We start from the raw sequence: 23,517 nt of genomic DNA, 5'->3' as shown, positions 1-23,517 counted from the left end.
GATCCGTTGCCGCCCCTGCCATCAGGTCGGCAACGGGTCGGCGCCACGTTCCGCGAGCAGCATCGTCATCAGACCGATCTCGTCGCCCTGGTCGCCGATCATCATGAGCGCGAGGTCCTTCGTCGCGGAACCGGTCCGCTCGTCGTTGTATGCCGCCTGGGCCATCGACATCCCGCCACGGTGGTGCCGAATCATCAACTGCAGGAACAAGATCTCCGCCTCGCCGGGTGGCAGGGTGGAGAGACTGCCGATCTCGTCGATACTCGCCATGCCGGGCATCGGCCGAGGGGATTCGTCGTGATGGGTGCCCTCGTGGTGAGGGTCTCCGCCGGACATCCAGGACATCGGCTCCGGCGCGGTCACCGGTTCGTCGAACCACAGCAACCAGCCACGCATCGTGGCGGTTTCGGCGGTCTGCGTGTGGACGATCCGGTCGGCGACGCCGCGGATCTGCGGCGCGACTCCGGGCACCGCACCGATCGTCCGCGACATGAGGATCGCCTGGTCGTGGTGCGCCGACATGTCCTGCGCGAAGCCGATGTCGGACACGCTCATCGCGGATGAGTCGTGATCGCGTCCCTGCCACACCGCCCCGACGACGACACCCATGGTGACGAGCAGGGCCGCGGTCACGCCGAGGACCATCGCGCGCACCAGCGGGACGCCGAGGCGAGAAGCGCTCATCCGATCGAGGAGTTCTGGTCCGGCGGTGGCGTGTACACCGCGGGACTCAACCGCAACACCTGGAAGCCGCCGTCGGAACAGGTGACCCGCAGCTCGTTTCCGCGGAACTCGGGTGGGGACATGCACCAGTCCGTCGACATGTCACCGCCGACGATCATCCCGCTACGTGGACCGACCATCTCGTTCAACCGGACCTTGCCGTTCGCGATCGACATACCGAGGCTGAGGAATTCGACGGCGGGCAAGCCCATCAGCGAGCCGACGACGTGCGGCGAGTTGGGCGACTCCGCGATCGTGGTGCCCTTGCGGGCCGGCGGGTTGTAGTAGGCGATCTCGCGAATCCGGTCGAAGTCGCGGATGTCGAAGACCCGGATACCCGACGATTCCCAGCCGCACGCGAGCGCGGTGGGATCGGTCGCTCGGTCCACCGTGCAGTAGTGCGGATTGCTGCTGAACAGCGACCCGCCGGTCGACGACCGCAGATTGGTGTCGAGGTGCTCGGGGAGATTGATCTCGAGTTTGATCTGCGCGGTGTACCGGGGCTTGTTCACCCGCGTCACGTCGAAGATCTTGACGCCGCCCGAACCTGCTTCGTCGGCGGTGACGATGTGGGGCCGGCCCCGGTAGGTGATCGGGATCGAGTGCTGGTTCAGCTGGCCGTCGGGCCAGAGATAGGCCGCGGTGTGCGGGACCTGCGGGTGCGGCCGGCGCTCCTGGACGTCGCTGACGTCGAGCACCGTCACACCCGCCATGTTGGACAGGTACATCCGGTTGCCATCTGGCGACATGCCGAAGCCGTGACCGAGGAACGAGTGGAGCCCCTGCCAGATCACGCGGGGCGACCGGGGATCGGCGATGTCGATGGCGCTGAGGTGCCCGGGGAACACCCCGGACGCCCAATAGGTGCGGCCGTCGGGGGAGAAGCCGCCCTCGTGCGAGGTGAACGGCAGGGGCGTCGACGTGCCCGGACCGGTGTTCAGGAGCTTGGGTCGGGTGCAGTCGGAGATGTCGTACACGGCGAAGAAGCCGCCGCCCCAGAGCAACGGCACCGACGTAGCGGCCAGGAGCTTGCGCGCCTTGTTGACCTTCAACGTCTCCCACGTGCCGCCGCGCATCGCCGGATCCGTCAGGGACCCGACGACTCGCGGCGCGCTCGGGTCGGATGCGTCGATGACCTGTACGCCCGGCGGGTTCACCCAGTTGTTTCCGGGGAACAGGCTGCCGGTGTAGCTGCAGTGCTCGAAGTTCGCCGACACGATCCCGCCGCCGGCGCCGCGGACACCGCCGATCCGCGTGATGTTGCAGCGGTAGCCGCGCATGCTCCGCCCGGACAGACGATCTTCGGCGCTGACATCACCCTGCAGGCCGGGTTCGGGGAGTGAGCCCGGCCCGCAGTCCGCTTGGGGAACCGCGACCTCGGAGATGTCGGGGAAGTAGTGGTTGGCCGCGCCGGCGGGGGCCGCGACCAGCATCGTGGAGAGAAGCGTCGCACCGGCCAGGAGGCAGGTGGCGGCATGGCGACGACGGCGCCGGCGGACCCCCGAACGGACCCTGTGTCGCGCGTCGAAACGAGTAGGCATCATCGCATCCCCCGATCGTGATCTGAGACACGCTAGTGGGCGAGCCGAGACGACATCGGCGAATCGTCGAATTCGAACGGACGAACAGAGCCGGCCCGGGGTCTCCGGGCCGGCTCGTGTCGGGTGCAGGGTGCGTCAGACGTCAGACGGCGTCGCCGCCGTCGATGCTGCCGAAGTCACCGACCTCGACATTGCCCTCGCCGTCGACCGCGGTGTCGAAGGTGCCGTCACCGTCGGTGTCGGCGACGGCGATGTCGGTGAGGCCGTCGGCGTCGGTGTCGGCCTCGATCACGTCGATCTCGCCGTCGGCATCGGTGTCGTAGGCGATCGAGTCGGCCTGGCCGTCGCCGTCGGTGTCGAGGATGGCGTCGGTGGTGCCGTCACCGTCGACGTCGGTGAGTGCGGCGTCGACGGCTCCGTCGCCATCGGTGTCGACGAGAACGGCGTCGGCAGGGATCTCGGTGCGCATTGGTATGTCCTTCCAAGTGGGGTGAGTGCTTCTGGGCGGTTCATGTACTTGGAGGCGACGTCGGGGACGAATGTTCCCGGGGTGCCGGGAGTCGTTCGGATGACCGATCCGGCGACCGACTACCGTTTGGTCTCGTATCACTCGACTTCGGAGGTTCACTGTGCAACAGATCGGCGTCATCGGCGGAGGCACCATGGGAGCGGGCATCGCGGAGGTGTGTGCGAAGGCCGGCAGCGATGTCGTGATCGTGGAGGTCAAGCAGGAGTTCGCCGACGCCGCGCGGGCGCGGGTGGAGAAGTCGCTGGCCAAGGCGGTCAGCAAGAACAAGCTGGCGCAGGACGACGCCGACGCCGCCCTCGGACGTCTGCGGGTGACGACCGACTACGCCGACCTCGCCGATCGCGAGCTGGTGATCGAGGCGGCCCCGGAGATCGAGGAGCTCAAGCGGCAGATCTTCGCGAACCTCGACGAGGCGACCGGCGCGAACACCATCCTCGCGACCAACACGTCGTCGATCCCGATCATCAAGGTCGCGACCGCGACCAAGACCCCCGAACGCGTTGTCGGCGTGCACTTCTTCAACCCGGTACCGGTGATGCCGCTGGTCGAGATCATCTCCACGCTGACCACCGCGCCGGAGACGGCCGACGCCGTGAGCGCATACGTCACCGACACCCTCGGCAAGACCGCGGTCCGCGCGGGTGACCGCTCCGGCTTCATCGTCAACGCGCTGCTCATCCCGTACCTGTGCCAGGCCATCCGGATGTTCGACTCGGGCTACGCCTCGGCCGAGGACATCGACCTCGCGATGAAGGGTGGCTGCGGCTACCCGATGGGGCCGCTCACCCTGCTCGACACCATCGGTCTCGACGTCACGCTCTCCGCCGCGGAGTCGCTGTACGCGGAATTCGCCGAACCCCACTACGCGCCGCCGGCGCTGCTGCGTCGCATGGTCGACGCGGGACGCCTCGGACGAAAGACCGGTCGAGGTTTCTACACCTACTGACAGCTGGATCACCGACGCCGAACCCCGGCTCACCTTCGGGTGAGCCGGGGCTCGTCGTATGAGGGGGTCCTCCGGGTGCGGGATTGTCCGCCCGAGCGCCCCCCGCTAAGCTGACAGCAATCAGACAACAAGCGTTATCAGAATGGGTGGGGTCATGACGCAATCCGATGAGCGGATGTCGCGGGTGGAGATGGACAACATCGACAGCAGCTTCTTCGCGCGCTCGCTGCTCTCGATGGGACAGACGATGAGCACGACGAACGTCATCATGCAGCTCGCCAATCCGGCGGTCGGCTACGGTGTCGCACACAGCAAGGTCGAGAACGGGCGGCTCGACAAACATCCGGTCAAACGCGCACGGACCACCGCGTCGTATCTGGCGGTCGCGATCATCGGCAACGCCGACGACCGGCGCCGGTACCGGCATGCCGTCAACCGCCAGCACGCGCAGGTGCGCTCGGACGAGAACAGTCCCGTGGAGTACAACGCGATGAACATCGACCTGCAGCTCTGGGTCGCGGCGTGCCTCTACTTCGGGTGGGAGGACATCTACGAGCGTGTCCACGGACCGCTGCAGGGTGCGGATCGCGAGAAGTTCTACCAGCAGGGCAAGGTCTGCGGGACGACGCTGCAGATGCCGGCCGAGGCGTGGCCCGCCACGCGCGACGAGTTCACCACCTACTGGGACGACCAGGTCTCGCGCATCGAGATCAGCGACGAGATCCGGGACTTCCTGCTCGACATCGCCAATTTCGGTTACGCGCCGGAACGCATCCAGGAGAAGTACGGTCCGGTCAAACTGCGCCGGACCATCGGCTATCTGCCGCAGCCGTTCCGCGACGCACTCCGGGTCGAGTGGACCGACGAAGATCAGAAATGGTTCGACGGCTACGTCGGCCGGCTGGTGGAGAAGGAGCGTCGCACTCCGCTGTGGGTGTCGCAGTTGGGTTTCCGGCTCCTGCTGGCTGATGTCCGGCTCCGGGTGAAGATGGGGCGGCCGCTCGTCTAGGACGCGGTACCGCTCCGGCGTGCGGCCAGGAAGGCGAGCGACCCGGCGGCCAGGCACGCGACGGCTCCGACCGCGAGACCGACACGCGCACCGAATGTCTCGATGATCGCGCCGACGATCGGGCCGCCGATGGGCGTCGAGCCCATGAACGCCACCGACCACAACGCCATCACCCGGCCCCGCATCCGCGGTTCGGAATTGAGCTGCAGGGTCGCGTTTCCCGTCGACATGAAGGTGACACTCAACCAGCCGACCCCGAAGAGCGCGCAGATCGCCGTCGGGAGGTTCGGGGCGAGTGCGGTCGCAGCGACGGCGACCCCGAAGCCGAAGGCCGCCAGCGTGAGTGGCCGCAATCCGGTGTTCCCGCGGGCCGCGACCACGAGTCCGCCGACGACCGCACCGACTCCCATCGCCGACGTCATGAAACCGAGGGCTTGCGGCCCGCCGTCGAAGACGAAGTCCGCGGCGGCGGGCAGCGTGACCGGGAAGTTGTACGTCAGGGTCCCGACGAGCGCCATGGTCGCCAGTGGAATCCACAGCGCGGGGCGACTCCGGACATATCGAAGACCCTCGCGCAGCTGACCTTTCGCGCGCGGAACCGGTGATTCCGCGGTGATCTTCGACGAGTCGAGCGCGAGCAGCGACGCGACTACGGCGATGAAGCTGACCGCGTTGATGGCGAAGCACAGACCGGAACCGACGAGGGCCAGGATCACCCCGGCCACCGCCGGGCCCACGGCGCGAGCGGCGTTCACCATGACCGAGTTGAGGGTGACCGCGTTGCGGATGAGGTCCTTGCCGACGATCTGATGGATGAACGCCTGTCGCGCCGGCTGTTCGAAGGCGTGGCCGAGCCCGAGCATCACCGCCAGCACGCCGACGTGCCAGACCTGCACCACCCCCGTGAGGGTGACGGCGGCGAGCGCCGCGGCCAGCAGCCCCATCATCGACTGCAGGACGATGAGCAGGCGTCGACGATCGACGCGGTCGGCGATCACGCCCGCGTACGGCCCGATGAGCAGGACCGGTAGCGCCTGCAGGGCGACGATGAGTCCCAGGACGGACGCCGACCCGCTCAGCGTCAGCACGAGCCACGCCTGCGCCGTCGCCTGCATCCACGAACCCGTCATCGAGACGGCCATGCCGGCGTAGAACAGGCGGTAGTTGGGGATGCGCAACGACGCGAACATGCTCGTCCGGTCGGCGTCGTCGGGGCGGCGACGACCGCCCGGTTCGCGCTCCCGGGGTTCGTCTCCGATCTCGGGAACACGGTCGTCGGTCATCGCCGACCATCGTAGGCGCGTGCGCCTCCACCCACGGGCCCGCCTCCAGTAGGGTCGGCGGGATGACGCAGACGGTGATCGTGTCGGGCGGGACGGGCGGCCTGGGGTCGGCGGTCACCCGCACGTTGCTCGACGACGGATGGCGCGTGGTGGTGCCCGGGCGCACCGAAGCCGGGTTGTCACGCCTCCCGGAATCGGACCGGTTGGTCGGTGTGCACGCCGACCTCTTCGACGAGGCGTCGGTCGCCGAGGTCGTGGCGATCGCCTCGAGCGACGCGTCGGCGCCGGTGACCGCGGTGGTGAACCTGGTGGGCGGGTTCGCGATGGGGGAGCGGGTCGACGCGACACCGGTCGACGAGTTCGAGCGACTGCTCCGGCTCAACCTGCGGCCGCTGTATCTGCTGTCCGCGGCGGCCATTCCGAAGATGATCGAGGCCGGCGGCGGGTCGATCGTCGGGGTGTCGGCGAAGGCGGCGTTCGCACCCTTCTCCGGTGCCGCGGGGTACGTCACGTCGAAGGCGGCGGTGTGGGCGTTCATCAGTGCGCTCGCCGCCGAGTACAAGTCCGACGGCATCCGGGCCAACGCGATCCTGCCGTCGGTGATCGACACCCCGGGCAACCGCGCCAGTCAACCGGATTCGTCGCGGGCGGGCTGGGTGTCGCCCGAGTCGATCGCTCAGACGATCTCGTTCCTGGTCTCCGATGCCTCGAGTGCGATCACCGGTGCGCAGGTCCCCGTGCCGGGCGTCGGCTGAGCTCCGCGCGATCAGCGGATCGGACGCACAGTCGACGGGTTGTGAAAGCTGTTGGGGTGCTGACGGTCAGGCTTCAGTGGTCGCGCGACTTGGCCGGGCGTGCACATACGCTTCGACGACGGTGCGCATCACCGGTTTTCCGTCACCGTTGCGCAGCTCCGCCGACGAGGTGACCAGAGCGCGGGCACGGTCATCGAACTCGATCGCGTCGATGACGGTCGATCCGGTGAGGGTGTCGCCGGGGCGGACGGGACGCAGGAACTCCACGTCGCCCAGTCGCTTGCCCGCGATCACCCGCCAATTGTTCAGCACGCCGGTGACATTGAGCCTCTGGTAGACCGACATCGTGTGCAACCCACTGGCGATCAGCCCGCGGTAGGGGCCGCGTTCGGCAACGGCCTTGTCCACGTGGAAGTCCTGCGGATCCCATGCGCGGGCGAAGTCGAGCAGTTCGTCTTCGCTGACGTGATGCGTGCCGAACTCGAAGATCTGGCCCACGGACAGGTCATCGGCCCACAAGCGGTCCGATGCGTCGCTCACCTCAGGTCTGCCGCGATCTTCGGCCAGGTGGTCTCGAGGTCGCGTTCCCAGTAACCCCAGGAGTGGGTGCCGCTCGGCCGGAAGGTGACCTCGTGCGGCACCTTGAGCGCCCGCATGCGCGACACCATCTGCTTGGTGCACTCGTTGACCGCGGCCTCGATGATGCCGCCAATGACCATCTGATTGGCCAATGTCAGCGGATCGCCGGCGACCAGCGGTGCCTCGAGCCGGTCGAACTGTCCGGGCATGCCGGTGCCGCTGGTCATGTAGACCTTGGTGCCGCGCAGCTTGTCCGCCTGGATGTACGGGTCGTTGTCCCGCCAGCCGGCCGAATTGACCGGTCCCCACATGTTGTTCAGATTGCCCTGCCCGCGGTCGGCGACGACCATCCGGATGTAGGCCTGTCCCACCGGGTCGCTGGTACGCGCGCATCCGCTGTAGGCGGCGGCCGACCGGTAGAGCTTCGGTGCGGCGATCGCGAGGTTGAGCACCGATGTCCCGGCCATCGAGATCCCGGCGATGGCGTTGACCTTGGTGGTGTCGAATTCCTTGTCCACCAGCGGCGGGAGCTCCTTGGTGAGGAACGTCGTCCACTTGTTGCGGCCGAGTACCGGATCGTCGTGCTGCCAGTCGGTGTAATAGGAGAACGCGCCGCCGATCGGCGTGACGACGTTGACCTCTTTGTCGGAGAAAAACTTCGCGTACTGGGTCTTGGCCGCCCAGGTCGCGGAGTCCTCGCCGCCGCCGGCGCCGTTGAGCAGGTAGAGCGTGGGGCGCGACTTGGTGGTGTCCTTGGGGCGCAACACGTTGACGGGGATGAGTTTGCGCATCGCCGCCGAGTACACGATGAGGGTCGACTGCTGGGCGGAGTCGTGGACCACGGTGTCGATACGAGCGCGATCGGGATCGGGGGTGGGTTCGGCCAGTGCGGCCGGAGCCCATCCGGCGGTCGCGACCGCAACGGCACATCCGACGACGCACAGTCGTCGCAACCAGGAGGATCGCACCACTAGCCCCTTCTGTTAACAGAATTCTCAGACGTAACAAAGGTAGCCGAGTTCGACTGGCGCTCCCAAGTCGAGAAGGTGCTCGTCACCCAGTTGTGACGTCACGTTCGAGGGAGGGCCCGGTTACTTGACGCGATCCCTGAGCAGAAGCCGGACGGTGAGTTCGAGCCGGTTCGTGACGTCGGTCGCCGACGCGCGACGGGTCAGCCACTGCACCAGGTTCGACATCCACACATCGGAGAGGACGCGCGCGATCGCGAGATCTTCCTCGGTGGGTTCGCCGTCATCGACGATCGCACCGGCGAGGAGCCGGTCGATGATCCCGGCGACCTGGTCGACCTCGGCGGTCGCCGACGCATCGGCGAACATGAACGCGCGCGTCATCGCCTCGGTGAGAAGCGGATCGCGCTGCATCGCGAAAGTGATCATGTCCAGGACATGACGGAGGCGGTCGATCGCGGTGTCGCCGCGCAACTGGGAACGATCGACCTTCGACTCGACTCGCTCGAACTCGCGGGCGAGCGCGGTGACGAGAAGGTGGACCTTCGACGGGAAGTAGCGGTACAGCGTCCCGACGGCGACGTCGGCCTTGTCGGCGACGGTGCGCATCTGCACGGCGTCGTATCCGCCCTTGGACGCCAGCGCGAGGGTGGCGTCGAGGATGCGGCGGCGGCGTTCGCGCTGCGCGGTGGAGCCGGCTTCGGGCGAGGCGGCCGGCGCCGCAGCCCCGTTGGGGGCGTCGACCGCGGCGTTGCCGGGTGCAGAACGGGCCATGTGCTCTCGAACATCCTCACGTGATCAAACGTCTCAATGGGTGGATCGTGGGTGGCTACCCGATCCGAGTACACCCATGGCATATTAGAACAGGTTCTAATTATTCGTCACAACTCGACATACAGGGATTGCCAGTGACAATCGCCACGTCTTCCGAGCAGATCGCGGTCCGTGACAGCATCGCGTCCTGGGCGCGCTCCACCAGTGTGACCGACATCGTGCGGTCCGACCTCGACAAGCCGAGCGACCAGTGGACCGGTCTATTTTCGCAGATCGCCGATCTGGGCGTGTTCGCCGCAGCGGTCCCCGAGGCGTCCGACGGTCTCGGTGCGAGTTTCCTCGACGTGGCCGCCATGCTCGAGCAGTGCGGGGCCGATCTCGTCCCCGGCCCGCTCGGTCCGACGGTGACCGCGGCGATCGCGCTGGCGGTTCGCCGTGCGGATTCGGCGCAGGGTGACGACGACCGGGGTGCCGCGCTGTTGGCGGAGGTGCTGGCCGGATCGGTGCCGGTGGTTACGCCGGCGACGAGCTACGCCGGGGCGGGTCTCACCCTGGCCGACGGCGCACTCGACCTCGGGCTCGTCACCGGCTACGTCGAGGGTTGCGCCGTGATGGTCGAATTCGGGACCGACGATCGGGAACGGTCGTGGTGGATCGTGCCGCCGGGCGTCGGAGTCGCCGACGTCACGCCACAGACCCCGCTCGACGGCACGGCCTCGGTCAGCCACGTGACACTGTCCGAGATCGCGGCCGAGGACCTCATCGAACTGGGCGAGGGGACGTTCGTCGCGGGCCTGCTGTCGGCGACGCTCGCCGCTTATCAGAGCGGCGTCACCCGGTGGGCTCTCGACACCGCCGTCGAGTACGCGAAGGTCCGCACCCAGTTCGGCGTGCCGATCGGGTCGTTCCAGGCGATCAAGCACATCTGCGCCGAGATGCTGTGCCGCAGCGAACGCGTCACCGCGGTCGCGTGGGATGTCGCCGGCGCGGTCGACGACGTGCTCGCGGCCGGGACGGGGGACGGGCTCGCTCCGGCGCTCGAGCAACTCGAGATCAGCAGGCTGGCAGCCGACGTCGTGGTCGGTCGCGACCCGGTCGCCAACACCAAGGACTGCGTCCAGGTCCTCGGCGGCATCGGGTTCACCTTCGAGCACGACGCCCACCTCTATCTGCGCGCCGCACTCGCCGCGCAGGCGTCGCTCGCGAACGCATCGTCGCACGCCGCCACCCTCGCCCGGCTCGGGCTCGAGGGGGCGCGACGGCGCTTCCGTCTGGACCTCTCGCAGGTCGAGGACCGGCGCGACGAGGTCCGCACCACCGTCGCGAGGATCGCCGACGCCGCACCCGACGATCGTCGCCGGCTCCTCGCCGAGACCGGCTACCTGACCCCGCACTGGCCGGCACCGCACGGTCTGGGGGCGGATGCCGCGATGCAGCTGCTGATCGACACCGAGCTCGAGGCGGCCGGGATCGAGCGGCCCGACCTGGTGATCGGCGCATGGGCGATCCCGACGATCCTGGAACACGGCACCGACGCGCAGCGCGAGCGGTTCGTCGCTCCGACGCTGGCCGGTGAAATCGTGTGGTGCCAGCTGTTCTCCGAACCCGAGGCCGGCTCGGACCTGGCCGCGTTGCGCACACGGGCGGAGCGGGTCGACGGCGGCTGGCGCCTGGACGGCCAGAAGATCTGGACCTCGCAGGCGCACAACGCACAGTGGGCGATCTGCCTCGCACGCACCGATCCCGAGGCGCCGAAGAACAAGGGCATCACCTACTTCCTCGTCGACATGGGTTCGCCTGGCATCGACATCCGGCCGCTGCGCGAGCTGTCCGGGCGGGCCAACTTCAACGAGGTCTTCCTCGACGGTGTGGTCGTGCCGGACGACTGTGTCGTCGGCGAGATCAACGGCGGCTGGCGGCTGGCCCGCACCACCCTCGCGAACGAGCGGGTGGCGATGGGCGGTACCGGTCTCGGCAAGGAGATGGAGTCACTTCTCTCGCAGGTGCGGTCGATGGATCGGGGGCTGACCGCCGAGGAGCTAGCGTCGCTCGGCACCCAGCTCGCCGACGCCCACGTCGGCCGGGTCCTCGACGCGCGGGCCGCGACCAGGCAACTGGCCGGGCTCGACCCCGGTGCGTTGTCGAGCGTGCGCAAGTTGATCGGCGTCGAACATCGCCAATCGGTACCCGATCTCGCGCTGCGGCTCCTGGGGGTCGCGGGTCTGGCGGCGACCGAGGCGTCCGACGTGGTCCTGCAGAACCGCTGCCTCTCGATCGCGGGCGGCACTACTCAGATCCTGCGCACGGCCGCGGCGGAACGCATTCTCGGTTTGCCGCGGTAACCGGCTGCGGCAAGAGTGCCGAAACCGCAGATAAGCGCCGATTCCGACACCCCTGCGCGCGGACTCTGATACAACTAGAACAGGTTCTAGTTCTTGACGGGTTCATGGTGAGGGAGGCACAGGGTGGACTTTGCCCTGGACGGCACGGCGATCGCGGTTCGCGACGTCGCCGAGGACGTGTTCGCGCGACGACAGCCCGACTGGGAGTCGACGTTCGGTGGGCGTCATTCCGGTGGGACGGCAGCGGCCGAGCAGGAGGCGACCCGCGGCGGGTTCGAGGCCGATGGCTGGCAGGCGCTCGTCGACGCCGGACTGCTTGCCCTGCCCCTGCCGGCCTCGCTCGACGGTGACGAGGTCGACGAGTCGGGTCTGCTCCCGTTGTTCCGCCGGATGGGCCGGGCCGCGGCGGTGACGCCGGCCCTCGGATCGCTGACCGCGGCGCTTGTGTTCGCCAGGGCCGACGCCCAGGACGGCGAGGGATCGGTGTGGTCGCGGTTCGGCAGTTCGCTCACCGGCGGCAGCTGGGTGTCGGTGGCGATCGGCGAACACGGCGACGCCCTGACGGCGCATCCGCGGACCTCGGTCCGCGACGGGCGGCTCAGCGGCACGAAGGTCGGCGTCCTGCACGCCGACGGTGCCTCGCTGTTCCTGGTGGCCGCCGATGCCGGTGTCGTCGCCGTCTCGCCAGCCGCCGACGGGGTCACCATCACGCGCACGCCGACCTCGAGCGGCTGGGGCGAGTACACGGTGGCCTTCGACGACGTTCCCGTCGACGACGCCGACATCGTGGTCCGCGACCTCGCGATCCTCCGTGACCGCTACCGCCTGGCGCTGTGCGCCTACGCCGACGGCCTGGTCGCCGGCGCCACCCGACTGACCGCCGACCACGTCTCCACGCGCGAGCAGTTCGGCAGGCCGATCGCCTTGTTCCAGGCGGTGGGCCAGCAGCTCGCCGACATCTACGTCGTCGGCCGGTCGATGGAACTCGCGACCACCTCGGCGGCCTGGCGGTTGTCCGAAGGTCTGGACGCCGCAACCGATCTCGCGATCGCCGCCTACTGGCTGGCCGAGGAGGTCCCGCCGACCACGCGGACGATGACCCACCTGCACGGCGGCATCGGCGTCGACATCACCTATCCGCTTCACCGCTACTTCTCGCTCACCAAAGACCTCGCGCGTCTGGTGGGCGGAGCGCACGTGCGGCTCGACGAGCTCGCCGACATCACCGACGTCCCCGCCGACGACACCCGTATCGCAGAGGTGCCCGATGTTCATTGATCTCACCCCCGAACAGCGCGCGCTGCGCGCGGAACTGCGCGAGTACTTCGCCGACCTCGTCACTCCCGACGAGGCGGCGGTGATGCTGACCGAACGCCACGGCCCGACCTACCGCAAGGTCATCAAGCGGATGGGTGACGACGGCTGGTTGGGCGTCGGATGGCCGACGGAGTTCGGCGGCAAGGGTTTCGGTGAGATCGAACAGCAGATCTTCACCAACGAGGCCGTGCGCGCCGACGTCCCGCTGCCGGCGGTGACGCTGCAGACCGTCGGGCCGACGCTGCAGGTACACGGCACCGAGGAGCAGAAACAGAAGTTCCTGCCCGCGATCCTGGCCGGTGATGTGCACTTCGCCATCGGCTACACCGAACCCGAGGCCGGCACCGACCTGGCGTCGTTGACCACCACTGCGGTCCGCGACGGCGACCACTATGTGGTCAACGGCCAGAAGATCTTCACGACCGGCGGTCACGACGCCGACTACATCTGGCTCGCTGTCCGCACCGATCGGGATGCTCCCAAGCACAAGGGCATCTCGATCCTCATCGTCGACACCTCCGACCCCGGTTTCACGTGGACGCCGATCATCACCGCCGACGGCGCGCACCACGTGAATGCCACCTACTACCAGGATGTTCGGGTTCCGGTGTCGATGCGGGTCGGCGAGGAGGGGGGCGGGTGGAAGCTGATCACCACCCAGCTCAATCACGAGCGCGTCATGCTCGGCCCCGCCGGCCGCATCGACGGACTCGCGGCACGGGTGCGTGCCTGGGCGCAGCGGCCGGGCCCCGACGGGACGGTCATCGCCAAGCATCCCGACGTCCGTCGCGCGCTCGCGACCATCGACGCCTACGGCCGCATCAACGAGTTGCTCAACTGGCAGGTGGCCGCGACGGGTGAGGCCATCTCGATGGCCGACGCGGCGGCCACCAAGGTGTTCTCGACCGAACGCATCCAGACCGTCTGCCGGATGGTCGACGAGATCATCGGGCGCTACGGCGATTTCGCCGATCCGGAGACCGCGGCGCTGGTGAACTGGCTCGACGTCCAGGAGAAGCGCCACGTCGTCATCACCTTCGGCGGTGGCGTCAACGAGGTCATGCGCGACATGATCGCGACCGCCGGCCTCGGACTCCCGCGGGCCAAGCGGTGAGCGCGCCCGAGCTCGCCCGCGACGGCGTCGCCGGAGACGAGGCGATCCGAGCCGCCGCTCAGGAGATCATCGACGCCGGACCGAGCGCACCTGTCACCGGGCGGGACCCGATCAATCAGCCCATGATCAACAACTGGGTCGAGGCGATGGGCGACACGAACCCCGTCTACACCGATGTCGACGCCGCGCGTGCGGCCGGCCATCCCGGCACCGTCGCGCCACCCGCGATGGCGCAGGTGTGGACGATGCGCGGCCTCCACGGGGTGCGGACCGCGGACGATCCGCTGGGTCGCGCCAGCGAACTCTTCGACGAGGCCGGCTTCACCTCGGTGGTGGCGACGAACTGCGACACCGTCTATCACCGCTACACCCGCCCGGGCGAGGAGGTCTCGCTGTCGGCCGAACTCGTCGAGGTCGTCGGGCCGAAGAACACCGCGCTCGGCGAGGGTTGGTTCTTCACCACCCGCAACGTCTGGTCGGTCGGCGGAGCCGACGGGGCGCGTGAGGTCGTCGCCGAGATGCGGTTCCGCATCCTGAAGTTCCGCCCCGCCGCACACGCTGCTGCCGAGCCGGCTTCCGACGCCGGGGTGCCCGACGACCTCGACCCGGCGCGCTTGCTCAAGCCGAGCGCATCCCGGGACACCGCCTTCTTCTGGGAGGGCGTGGCCGCCCACGAGCTGCGCATCCAGCGCGACGGCGACGGGGCGCTGCGGCACCCGCCGGTGCCGGCGACCTGGAAGCCGCGCGAGGCCGACGGAACCGTCCCGCCAACGGACTACGTGGTCGCGGCCGGTACCGGCACCGTCTACAGCTATGTCGTGCATCGAGCGCCGAAGGTGCCCGGGCGGCGGTTGCCGTTCGTCGTGGCCCTCGTCGAACTCGACGAGGGAATCCGCATGCTCGGTGAGCTCCGGGGCGTCGAACCCGAGCAGGTGGCCATCGGCATGCCGGTGCGCGCGACCTATCTCGACTTCCCTGCCGATGACGAGGCCGGGACTCCGGCCTGGACCCTGCACGCGTGGGAACCGGCCGTGCCTACCGAAGGGGAGCCCGCATGACAAGCGTTGCCACCGACCCCGCTGCCGTCGGAACGATGCTGCCGGCGTTGACGATCGAGGCGACCCCCACGTTTGTCGTGGCGACCGCGCTCGCCACACGCGACTTCCAGGACGTGCATCATGATCGCGACCTCGCGCAGGCGAAGGGGTCCAAGGACATCTTCGTCAACATCCTCACCGACACCGGGCTGGTCGAGCGGTTCGTGACCGATTGGGCTGGCCCGACCGCCCGAATCCGCTCCATCGCGCTGAAACTCGGTGTGCCCTGGTACGCCTACGACACGGTCACCTTCACCGGCGAGGTCACCGCGGTCGACGCCGGGGTCATCACCGTCGCCGTGACCGGGACGAATTCGCTGGGCAAGCACGTCATCTCGACCGTCACGCTCACGATCGGCGCCACCGAACCCGACACGGTCGGTTCGCCCGCGGGTCGAGGGGAGGGACTCTGATGGGATCACTGTCCGGTCAGGCGGTCATCGCCGGCATCGGTGCCACGGAGTTCTCCAAGGATTCCGGGCGCAGCGAACTCCGGCTCGCCGCGGAGGCGGTGTCGGCGGCGATCGCCGACGCCGGTCTCACACCCGCCGACGTCGACGGTCTCGTCACGTTCACGATGGACACCAACAGCGAGATCTCCGTTGCCCGGGCCGTGGGGATCGGGGACCTGACCTACTTCTCGCGGATCCACTACGGCGGTGGCGCGGCGTGTGCCACGGTGCAGCAGGCCGCGATGGCGGTGGCCACGGGTGTCGCCGACGTCGTGGTGGCCTACCGCGCGTTCAACGAACGGTCGGGACTGCGCTTCGGGCAGGTGAATTCGGCAGTGGCGAACCAGGAGAACTCGTCCGGTACCGAGAACGCCTTCACCTACCCGCACGGGTTGTCGACACCGGCCGCGTTCGTCGCGATGATCGCCCAGCGCTACATGCACGACTTCGGCGCCACCAGTGAGGATTTCGGGCGGATCGCCGTCGTCGACCGAAAACACGCCGCGGTGAACCCGGACGCGTTCTTCTACGACAAGCCGATCACCCTCGAGGATCACCAGAACTCGCGGTACATCGCCGAGCCGTTGCACCTCCTCGACTGCTGCCAGGAATCCGACGGCGGCGTCGCGCTGGTGATCGTGTCCCCGGAACGCGCGAAAGACCTGCCGCACAGGCCCGCCGTGATCGCGGCCGCCGCGGCCGGCAGTGCCGCCGACCAGTACATCATGACCAGTTACTACCGGGATGAGCTCGCCGGTCTGCCGGAGATGGGGCTCGTCGGCCGCCAGCTCTGGTCGCAGTCGGGGCTGCGTCCCGACGACATGGACATGGCGATCCTCTACGACCACTTCACCCCGTACACACTCCTGCAGCTCGAGGAGCTGGGATTCTGCGGGCGGGGCGAGGCCAAGGACTTCGTCCGGGAACCGGGTGCCCTCGAGGTGGGTGGCCGGTTGCCGCTGAACACGCACGGCGGCCAGCTGGGCGAGGCCTACATCCACGGCATGAACGGGATCGCCGAAGGGGTCCGGCAGATCCGCGGGACGTCGGTGAACCAGGTCGAGGCGGCCGAGAAGGTCGTCGTGACCGCCGGAACCGGCGTTCCCACAAGTGGATTGGTGCTGACCGCATGACAGCTGACTATCCGATGCACTTTTTCTCCACCAATTCACTCCGTAGAACCAAGGAGCGCGCACGATGAAGTTCAACCTCGCCGATGTCTTCGAGACCGTCGCCGACTCGGTGCCCGAGCGGATCGCGCTCAGCTACCAGGGTCGCCAGATCAGCTATGCCGAACTCGACACCCTCTCCAATCAGGTGGCGCATCTGTTCGCCGGCGCGGGGATCGGTGCGTTCGACAATGTCGCGCTGTTCCTGAAGAACAGCATCGAACACGTGACGAGCCTGCTGGGGCTGCTGAAGGTGCGCGCGGTCCCGGTCAACGTGAACTACCGCTACACCAACGCCGAACTGCAGTACATCTTCGACAACTCCGACTCCCGCGCGATCATCGTCGAACTGCCGGAGCACCAGCGCAGCGTCGCCGCGTTGCTCGCCGAGACCCCCACCGTGCGAACGGTGTTCGTCATCGGCGACATCGTCGAGGAACTCCGTGCGGCGGTTGCCGACCTGCCCGACGGCCGCGTCGTCGAGATCGTGTCGTTCGCCGACGCGGAGTCCAAGCCCGACGGCCGGGACTTCGAGCCGCGCAACGGCGAGGAGCTCTACCTGCTCTACACCGGCGGCACCACCGGGTACCCGAAGGGCGTCATGTGGCAGCACGACGACTTCTTCCGCAAGCCGCTTTCCGGCGGCAACCCCTACGGCGAGGCCCGCAAGGATCTCGCGGAGATCGGCACGGCGGTCAAGGATTTTCCGCCCATCGCGTTCCTGCTCGCGGCTCCGCTCATGCACGGCGCGGCGTCGTACTCGTTGTTCACGTTCTTCACCCTCGGTGGCCGGCTGGTCATCCAGCGCGACTTCGACCCCGAGGCGATCGTGACCGAGATCGAGAAGGAGAAGGTGAACATCGTCCTCATCGTCGGCGACGCCATGGGCATGCCGCTCGTCGAGGAGCTCGAGAAGCGCAAGGACTCCGTCGATCTGTCGTCGATGTTCTCGATCACCTCCGGCGGCGCGATCTGGTCTCAGCACGTGCGTGACCGGATGCTCGCGGTGAAGCCGGATCTGGTGCTGCGCGACAACTTCGGCGCGTCGGAGTCGGGCAACGACGGCGAGATCATGATGGACGAGAACGGGAACCTGAAGGTCCCGCCGACGGACCGGATGATGGTCGTCGACGAGCGGCACAACAAGATCGAGCCCGGCTCGGGCGAAGTCGGTTACATCGCGCGCATCGGCAACGTCCCGCTCGGCTACTACAAGGACGAGGAGAAGACGGCGAAGACCTTTCCGACGCTGGCCGACGGCACCCGGATCTCGATCCTGGGCGACATGGGCACCGTGGAGGCCGACGGTTCGATCGTGTTCCTCGGACGTGGTTCGCAGTGCATCAACACCGGCGGCGAGAAGGTCTACGCCGAGGAGGTCGAGGCGGTGCTGCACGCGCATCCGGCGATCGCCGACGCGCTCGTCGTCCCGGTTCCCGACGAGAAGTACGGCCAGCGGGTCGCGGCGGTGGTCAACGTCGCCGACGGGGCCGACGAGCCGTCGTTGGAGGAGATCCAGGACCACTGCCGGGAGACCCTCGCCCGCTACAAGGTGCCCCGCACGGTCGTCTTCGTCGACGAGGTCAAGCGGACCCCGGCCGGCAAGGCCGACTACCGCTGGGCCAAGGCCGCGGCCGCGGCGAACGAGGCCGCCCCGGTCTGATCAGCCCTCGAGTGCCAGGCGCACTCCGAGCCCGATCAACGCGACTCCGCCGATCGCTTCGACGCGACGGCGGATTCGTGCGCTCTGCAGCCATCCGGCGATTCGGCCGGCGGCGCCCACCAGCACGGTGAAGTACGCGGCGGTCAGCGCGATGTAGATCGCCCCCAGCCCGAGCGTCGTCCATCCCGTCGAGTAGCCGTCCGGCACGAAGCCGGGCAGGAGACTGATGAACAGGATGCCGATCTTCGGGTTGAGGATGTTGGTGAGCAGGCCGGCGGTGAAACCGGAGAACAGCAGTCCCGCCTTCCGGCCCGCGGGCGGCTCGACCACGTCATGCGATGCCGCGAGATCAGGTGCGGCGCGCAGCATCGCGCGGACCGAGCTGATACCCATCCACACGAGGTAGCAGGCCCCGACGATCTTGAGGATCTCGTAACCGGTCTCGCTGGCCTGCAGCAATGCCGACAGGCCCAGGACCGCGGCGGTGACCCAGACCATCAGTCCGCACACGATGCCGGCGGCGGTCCGGAAGGCTTCGCCGCGTCCACCACGGACCACTCCGCGCAGGACCACCAGGGTGTCCGGACCCGGCAGCAGCACGATCAGCGTCGCGGTGACGATGAAGGACAAGAGGGCGGCGAGCATGAAGGTCATGGTAGGAACCGGGGCGCGGGCGAGCGCGCCGGGGCCGGTGGCCCCCACTGCTGGCCGAGCAGCGTCGACCGAGCGCAGCGAGGACGCCGCGTCCGTCGAGGTCACCAACGCGGCGTCGGCGAATGCCACCCCGAAGCCGCCCGGTGTCCCCCCGGTGATGAACCATCGTCGGGTCACGGCTCGATCACCAGCCGGCTGATCAGGGCGCCGTCGAGAACGAATCGGTAGTGCAGATCGGCAACGCCTCCGGGGAAGTCGCCCTGCAGATGTTGTCCGACGTCGACGGTGTCGCCGGTTGCGGTCGCGCCGGTGAACTCGGACGTGTAGGTGTACTCACTGCCGCTGACCGAGGCGGCCAGCCAGGCGCTGATCTCGTCGCGTCCCGCGTGGTCGTGGCCCTCGTCGGTCACCACCGCATCGGCGGTGAACATGGCGAGCGCCTGGTCGTCGTCCCGCGCGTCGAGCGCGGTCATGAAAGTCCTGATCGTGTCGGGGAGTGCATCCCATTCTGTGTTCATGACCCCACCGTGGGGCTTCCCCCAAGGGGAGGGTCAACCCAGCATGCTGCAGTGTTGACCTTGCCCCAGGGGAAGGTTGCACGATGTTCTCACCTGGCACACCGGATCACCGAGGATGACGCACATGGGGGCACGGGTCTCGATCGGTGACTTCGCGGTGATGACCGGCCTGAGCCGGAAGGCGTTACGGCACTACCACGACATCGGCATTCTCGAACCGGCCCCAGGTCGATTCCGACACGGGCTATCGCTTCTACGACACCGGCCAGGTCGACCACGCGCACATCATCCGCCGGTTCCGATCTCTGGGCATGTCCATTCCCGACATCAAGGCGCTGCTGAGCGCGGACGATGCCGCGACGCGCACCGAGATCATCACGACTCATCTCGAGCAGATGGAGGCGCAGCTCCAGCAGACTCGGGACAGCGTCGGCGCCCTGCGCGAACTGCTCTCGCCGGTATGCACCCCCGCGTCGATCGCGGTGCGCCACGAACCCGCGCTGGCCGTGTGGTCCGTCGGCGGCACCATCGACACCGCGGAGATCGACGACTGGTTCGCGGTGACGCTGAGCACGCTGCGGGACGCGGTCGCCACGGCGGCCGGCGCGCCGGTGGCGGTCGTGCCCGGCGGTCTCTATGACCGCGCCCTGTTCCTCGAATCACGCGGCGAGGCAACCATGTTCGTCCCCGCGCCGCCATCCGCCACCCCTCCGGAAGGTGTCCGTGCCGAGGTTCTGCCGCCGGCCGAGTACGCGGTACTCGCCCACGCCGGCGGTCACGACGGCATCGATCGCAGTTACGGGGCCCTGGGCACATTCGCGAACGAGCACCTGATCAGCCGTCAGGGCCCGATCCGCGAGCATTACCTCGGCGGCACGATCGCCGATCCGACCGCGTTCACCACCACCGAGATCTGCTGGCCGATCCTCGGCACGAGCACACCGCCGGAATGATGGCAGCCCGACACCAGGTACCGAGGCGGCGCGTCAGGTCAGCCGCAGCACGCCCCACAGTGCGACCACCGCGACGACGAGCGTGGCGGGAACGGTGAGTGCGCCGAGGCGTAGGTACTCGCGCGAGGTCGGGGCGCCCGTGCCCCCGCCGGAGCCGTCGCGGTGCATGATGTCGCGCCACAGCAGGTTGGCCAGCGACCCGAAGTAGGCGAGGTTGGGTCCGAGGTTGACGCCGAGGAGCATCGCCAGGACCAGGCCGGGTTCGTGGGCGACGAGCGGGATGAGCAGCAGGGTGGCGGGCAGGTTGTTCACCAGGTTGGCGAGGACCGCGGCCAGCGCGGCGACCGCGAGCAGCGCGAGGAGTGATGAGTCATCCGGGATCAGGTTGCCGATCCAGTCGCCGATCGGGCCGGTTCGCACCGGGAGGATGACGACACCGAGCACGGCGACGAATCCGAGGAACGGGATGTTCAGGGCTTGCACCGTCTCCCGCACAGTGGGCAGCGGTGCGTCGAGCAGCCGCGGCACCGTGAAGGCGACCGCGCCCACGCCGGCCACCGCGCCCAATGGGACGCCCAGCGGTTCGGTCACGACGAAGGCGAGCAGCAGCAGGCCGAGCATCACCAGCATGAGGGTGGGGCGGGGCGGCGCATCCACCGGAGCCGGATCGCCGGCGATCGAATCGGCTGCTGGGGCAGCGCGCGCGAGGGAGTCGGCGAAGTACATCCGGAAGATGAGGTATTCGACGACGATCGCGGCGATCCAGGGCGCCAGCATGACGCCGGTGAACCCGAGGAAGGTCAGCCCGGTCGCGGTGAACGCCAGGAGGTTGGTCAGGTTCGACACCGGCATGAGGGTCGACGCGGTGTTGGCCAGGTGGGCGTTCGCGAACGCGACCGGGGTCACCGGCGCCCCGATCCGCCGCGCGGTGGCGACGGCGACCGGCGTCAGCAGGACAATCGTGGTGTCGAGACTGAGGACCGCGGTCGTCGTCGCCGCGGCCAGGAAGACGATGCGCAACAACCGATGTGGCGAGGCCCGACTCCACCGGGCCAGAAGGGCGCCGATCCAGGTGAAGACCCCGGCGCGGGCACAGGCGTCGGCGATCACCAGCATCGCGGCCAGGAAGCCGATGGTTGGCGCCATCGTGGCGATCTCGTCGGCGGCCTGCTCGAGATCGGCCAGGCCGAGCGCGAGGAGCAGCGCGGCGACCGGTGCGGCGACCACAACGGCCGGAACACGCTGGGCGACAACGGTTGCCACGATCACCACGAGCAGGGCGGCGACTCCGACCAGGGTGCCGGCGACGCTGTCCGCGGTGAGTACCACCGGGACAGGCTACTCAGTGGCGGGCGTAGGTGTCGTCGCGGTCCTGGTCGGGGTCGGACTCGATGGTCGGCGGCACCTCGACGACGCGTCGCGGCGTGAGCCACAGCAGCGCGACCGAACTGACGAGCATGATCCCGCCCAGGACGAGGCAGGCGTACTCGAACGGCACGTAGAACGCCTCTTGGCTGCCGTCGGCGATCTTCTCCGCGAGCGATGCGGCCTGACCGGACAACCGGTCCACGACGACCGTCGCCTCGGCGAGGGATCGCTCGATCAGCGTCCCGGCCTGGTCGGCCTGGGCGACCATGGCCTGGCCGCCGGCGGTGTCGCCGGCGGCGATGCGCTGCTCACCGGCGGCGGTCAGTTGATCGCGGGCCAGTTGTGCGGTCTCGCCGATGCGCGACTGGTATCCCGCGGCGACGATGCTGCCCGCGATCGCGATACCGATCGCGGCGCCGATCTCCCGGGCGGTGTCGTTCACGGCCGAGCCGACGCCCTGGTTGTCGAGCGGGGTGTTGGACATGATGGCCGTCGTGGCGGGTGCCGACGCCAGACCGATCCCGACCGCTATCAACGCGACCACGCCGGCGAGCGTCCAATACGTCTCGTACCGGAACGATCCGAGGAGGATCAGCCCGACGCCGGACAGCAGGGCGCCGGCGGCGATGACGAACTTGAGCGAATCCAGTCGTACGGCAAGCCAGTTCGCGATGAGCGTGGTGAGGCCGACGCCGGCCACGAACGGCATCAGCGCGACCGCCGACTGCAGCGGGGTGTAATCGAAGACCAGCTGCAGCAGTTGCAGCAGCAGGTAGAACATGCCGAACGAGGCGAGGAACTGGACCGCGACCGACAGCGCCCCGGACCCGAAGGCGCGGTTGCCGAGCAACCGGACGTCGAACAGCGGTGACGTCGAGCGCAGTTCCACGGCGACGAACCCGCCGGCGAGCAGGACGCCGCCCACGATGCAGATCAGGACAACGGGATCCGCCCAGCCGCGATGAGGTGCCTCGAGCAGACCGAGGACGACGCCGGTGATGGCCAGGACCGAACAGACGGTCCCCGGGATGTCGAAGCGACCGGGGTCGCTGTCCTTGGAGGTGCCGATCGTCAGGCACAGTGCGGCCGCGACGGCTGACGCGGCGGCGAAGGTGATGAAGATCGAGTGCCAGGAGAAGAACTCCAGGAGGAGCCCGGTGACCAGGAAGCCGGCGATGGCGCCGCCGCCGGCGATCGCCGACCAGATGCTGATCCCGACCGCGCGTTGACCTTCCGGCATCCCGGACGTGATGAGCGACAGGGTGGTGGGCATGATCAGCGCCGCGGCGGCACCGGCGAAGCACCGGGCCAGGATCAGCTGGGTCGGGCCGTCCACCCAGATCGCCACCAGTGAGGCGATGCCGAAGAGGAGCAGGCCGGCGATCAGTACCTCGCGGCGTCCCAGCCGATCGCCGATCGCGCCCGCCGGGAGCAGGAGCGCCGCGAGCGCCAGGGTGTAACCGTCGACGATCCAGGTCATCTGACCGGCGTCGGCGCCGGTGTCGATCGCGATGTCGGGCAGGGCCGTGTTGAGGGCGGCCATGGCGGCCACGACCATGCTGACCGACAGGCAGGCGACGAGGACGAGCCAGGCGGACCGGGCGTCGAGGCGGATGGCGGACGGTAATCTCATTCGGCGTCCTGCGCTTTCGGGGTCGGCATACGGAACCGGTTCGGTCGGCACGTTCGCCGCCACCGCGGTGTTGCGGTTTCGTTATCGCGACACGCTATGTGGGCGCCGACGCTACTCGAGTAACTTGTGA

At 68.5% G+C, this 23,517-nt stretch carries 21 protein-coding genes and 1 pseudogene; 11 read left to right on the top strand and 11 right to left on the bottom strand.

What is annotated here, in order from left to right:
- Positions 1-21: 21 nt before the first annotated feature.
- The 3 genes from FFS52_RS15490 to FFS52_RS15480 all read right to left on the bottom strand — a co-directional run bounded on the left by FFS52_RS15490 (position 22) and on the right by FFS52_RS15480 (position 2,733).
- The gene (locus FFS52_RS15490; RefSeq protein ID WP_068970475.1) at positions 22-684 is read right to left on the bottom strand and encodes a DUF305 domain-containing protein; all 663 of its coding nucleotides are present in this window, start codon (positions 682-684) and stop codon (positions 22-24) included.
- On the bottom strand, positions 681-2,156 hold the full coding sequence (locus FFS52_RS15485; protein WP_171011652.1) for a hypothetical protein: 1,476 nt from the start codon (positions 2,154-2,156) through the stop codon (positions 681-683). Before FFS52_RS15485 ends, FFS52_RS15490 begins: the two co-directional genes overlap by 4 nt.
- A 250-nt stretch (positions 2,157-2,406) precedes the next feature.
- Positions 2,407-2,733: a hypothetical protein gene (locus FFS52_RS15480; RefSeq protein ID WP_137810214.1), complete on the bottom strand. Its 327-nt coding sequence runs from the start codon at positions 2,731-2,733 to the stop codon at positions 2,407-2,409.
- A 160-nt stretch (positions 2,734-2,893) separates the two neighbouring features.
- Here FFS52_RS15480 and FFS52_RS15475 point away from each other — a divergent pair, with 160 nt between their 5' ends.
- Positions 2,894-3,739, top strand: a complete 846-nt coding sequence (locus FFS52_RS15475; RefSeq protein WP_137810213.1) for a 3-hydroxybutyryl-CoA dehydrogenase — start codon at positions 2,894-2,896, stop codon at positions 3,737-3,739.
- A gap of 142 nt (positions 3,740-3,881) precedes the next feature.
- Positions 3,882-4,748, top strand: a complete 867-nt coding sequence (locus tag FFS52_RS15470) for an oxygenase MpaB family protein (protein WP_137810212.1) — start codon at positions 3,882-3,884, stop codon at positions 4,746-4,748.
- Here FFS52_RS15470 and FFS52_RS15465 read toward each other — a convergent pair.
- Positions 4,745-6,031 carry an MFS transporter gene (locus FFS52_RS15465; RefSeq protein WP_137810211.1) on the bottom strand — a complete coding sequence of 429 codons (1,287 nt, stop codon included), beginning with the start codon at positions 6,029-6,031 and terminating at the stop codon, positions 4,745-4,747. The genes FFS52_RS15470 and FFS52_RS15465 overlap by 4 nt on opposite strands.
- 62 nt (positions 6,032-6,093) lie before the next feature.
- Between FFS52_RS15465 and FFS52_RS15460 the strand changes: the two genes are divergently transcribed.
- The gene (locus FFS52_RS15460; protein WP_065629122.1) at positions 6,094-6,786 is read left to right on the top strand and encodes an SDR family NAD(P)-dependent oxidoreductase; all 693 of its coding nucleotides are present in this window, start codon (positions 6,094-6,096) and stop codon (positions 6,784-6,786) included.
- A gap of 66 nt (positions 6,787-6,852) precedes the next feature.
- Here the strand turns inward: FFS52_RS15460 and FFS52_RS15455 are convergent, their stop codons facing one another.
- The 3 genes from FFS52_RS15455 to kstR all read right to left on the bottom strand — a co-directional run bounded on the left by FFS52_RS15455 (position 6,853) and on the right by kstR (position 9,107).
- Entirely contained in the window at positions 6,853-7,326 is a 474-nt protein-coding gene (locus FFS52_RS15455) for a MaoC/PaaZ C-terminal domain-containing protein (RefSeq protein WP_137810210.1), read from the bottom strand.
- The gene (locus FFS52_RS15450) at positions 7,323-8,333 is read right to left on the bottom strand and encodes an alpha/beta hydrolase family protein (protein ID WP_137810209.1); all 1,011 of its coding nucleotides are present in this window, start codon (positions 8,331-8,333) and stop codon (positions 7,323-7,325) included. Before FFS52_RS15450 ends, FFS52_RS15455 begins: the two co-directional genes overlap by 4 nt.
- Positions 8,334-8,456: 123 nt before the next feature.
- Entirely contained in the window at positions 8,457-9,107 is a 651-nt protein-coding gene (gene kstR / locus FFS52_RS15445; RefSeq protein WP_137810208.1) for a cholesterol catabolism transcriptional regulator KstR, read from the bottom strand.
- Positions 9,108-9,241: 134 nt separating this feature from the next.
- On the opposite strand from kstR, the gene FFS52_RS15440 reads away from it, so the two are divergent.
- From FFS52_RS15440 to FFS52_RS15410, 7 genes are all read left to right on the top strand, one after another.
- Complete coding sequence (locus tag FFS52_RS15440) at positions 9,242-11,449, top strand: acyl-CoA dehydrogenase (protein WP_137810207.1); 2,208 nt, start codon at positions 9,242-9,244, stop codon at positions 11,447-11,449.
- Positions 11,450-11,572: 123 nt separating this feature from the next.
- The gene (locus FFS52_RS15435) at positions 11,573-12,727 is read left to right on the top strand and encodes an acyl-CoA dehydrogenase family protein (protein ID WP_137810206.1); all 1,155 of its coding nucleotides are present in this window, start codon (positions 11,573-11,575) and stop codon (positions 12,725-12,727) included.
- On the top strand, positions 12,717-13,880 hold the full coding sequence (locus FFS52_RS15430; RefSeq protein ID WP_058251187.1) for an acyl-CoA dehydrogenase family protein: 1,164 nt from the start codon (positions 12,717-12,719) through the stop codon (positions 13,878-13,880). Before FFS52_RS15435 ends, FFS52_RS15430 begins: the two co-directional genes overlap by 11 nt.
- Complete coding sequence (locus FFS52_RS15425; RefSeq protein WP_137810205.1) at positions 13,877-14,938, top strand: OB-fold domain-containing protein; 1,062 nt, start codon at positions 13,877-13,879, stop codon at positions 14,936-14,938. Before FFS52_RS15430 ends, FFS52_RS15425 begins: the two co-directional genes overlap by 4 nt.
- A complete protein-coding gene (locus tag FFS52_RS15420; protein WP_137810204.1) occupies positions 14,935-15,390 on the top strand; it encodes a MaoC family dehydratase in 456 nt (151 codons plus the stop codon). The genes FFS52_RS15425 and FFS52_RS15420 overlap by 4 nt, the downstream gene beginning before the upstream one ends.
- Positions 15,390-16,562: a lipid-transfer protein gene (locus tag FFS52_RS15415; protein ID WP_137810203.1), complete on the top strand. Its 1,173-nt coding sequence runs from the start codon at positions 15,390-15,392 to the stop codon at positions 16,560-16,562. Before FFS52_RS15420 ends, FFS52_RS15415 begins: the two co-directional genes overlap by 1 nt.
- A 64-nt stretch (positions 16,563-16,626) precedes the next feature.
- Positions 16,627-18,261 carry an acyl-CoA synthetase gene (locus FFS52_RS15410; RefSeq protein ID WP_137810202.1) on the top strand — a complete coding sequence of 545 codons (1,635 nt, stop codon included), beginning with the start codon at positions 16,627-16,629 and terminating at the stop codon, positions 18,259-18,261.
- Here FFS52_RS15410 and FFS52_RS15405 read toward each other — a convergent pair whose 3' ends face one another.
- Together FFS52_RS15405 and FFS52_RS15400 are read right to left on the bottom strand one after the other, a co-directional pair.
- Positions 18,262-19,092, bottom strand: a complete 831-nt coding sequence (locus FFS52_RS15405) for a LysE family translocator (RefSeq protein ID WP_349291566.1) — start codon at positions 19,090-19,092, stop codon at positions 18,262-18,264. It lies immediately after the preceding gene.
- A complete protein-coding gene (locus FFS52_RS15400; protein ID WP_065629130.1) occupies positions 19,089-19,433 on the bottom strand; it encodes a nuclear transport factor 2 family protein in 345 nt (114 codons plus the stop codon). Before FFS52_RS15400 ends, FFS52_RS15405 begins: the two co-directional genes overlap by 4 nt.
- Before the next feature lie 124 nt (positions 19,434-19,557).
- Between FFS52_RS15400 and FFS52_RS15395 the strand changes: the two are divergent.
- Positions 19,558-20,386, top strand: a pseudogene (locus tag FFS52_RS15395) (MerR family transcriptional regulator).
- 33 nt (positions 20,387-20,419) lie between these two features.
- Here the strand turns inward: FFS52_RS15395 and FFS52_RS15390 are convergent.
- Together FFS52_RS15390 and FFS52_RS15385 are read right to left on the bottom strand one after the other, a co-directional pair.
- Positions 20,420-21,715, bottom strand: coding sequence for an SLC13 family permease (locus FFS52_RS15390; protein WP_137810201.1), 1,296 nt, complete (start codon positions 21,713-21,715; stop codon positions 20,420-20,422).
- A gap of 13 nt (positions 21,716-21,728) precedes the next feature.
- Positions 21,729-23,387 carry an MFS transporter gene (locus tag FFS52_RS15385; RefSeq protein ID WP_137810200.1) on the bottom strand — a complete coding sequence of 553 codons (1,659 nt, stop codon included), beginning with the start codon at positions 23,385-23,387 and terminating at the stop codon, positions 21,729-21,731.
- Positions 23,388-23,517 lie beyond the last annotated feature (130 nt).

The organism is Gordonia sp. ALPHA1B1, from assembly GCF_005502615.1.
GTDB lineage: Bacteria > Actinomycetota > Actinomycetes > Mycobacteriales > Mycobacteriaceae > Gordonia > Gordonia hongkongensis.
Note: the sequence above shows the minus strand (reverse complement) of the source record. Positions and strands in the feature narration are given on the sequence as shown.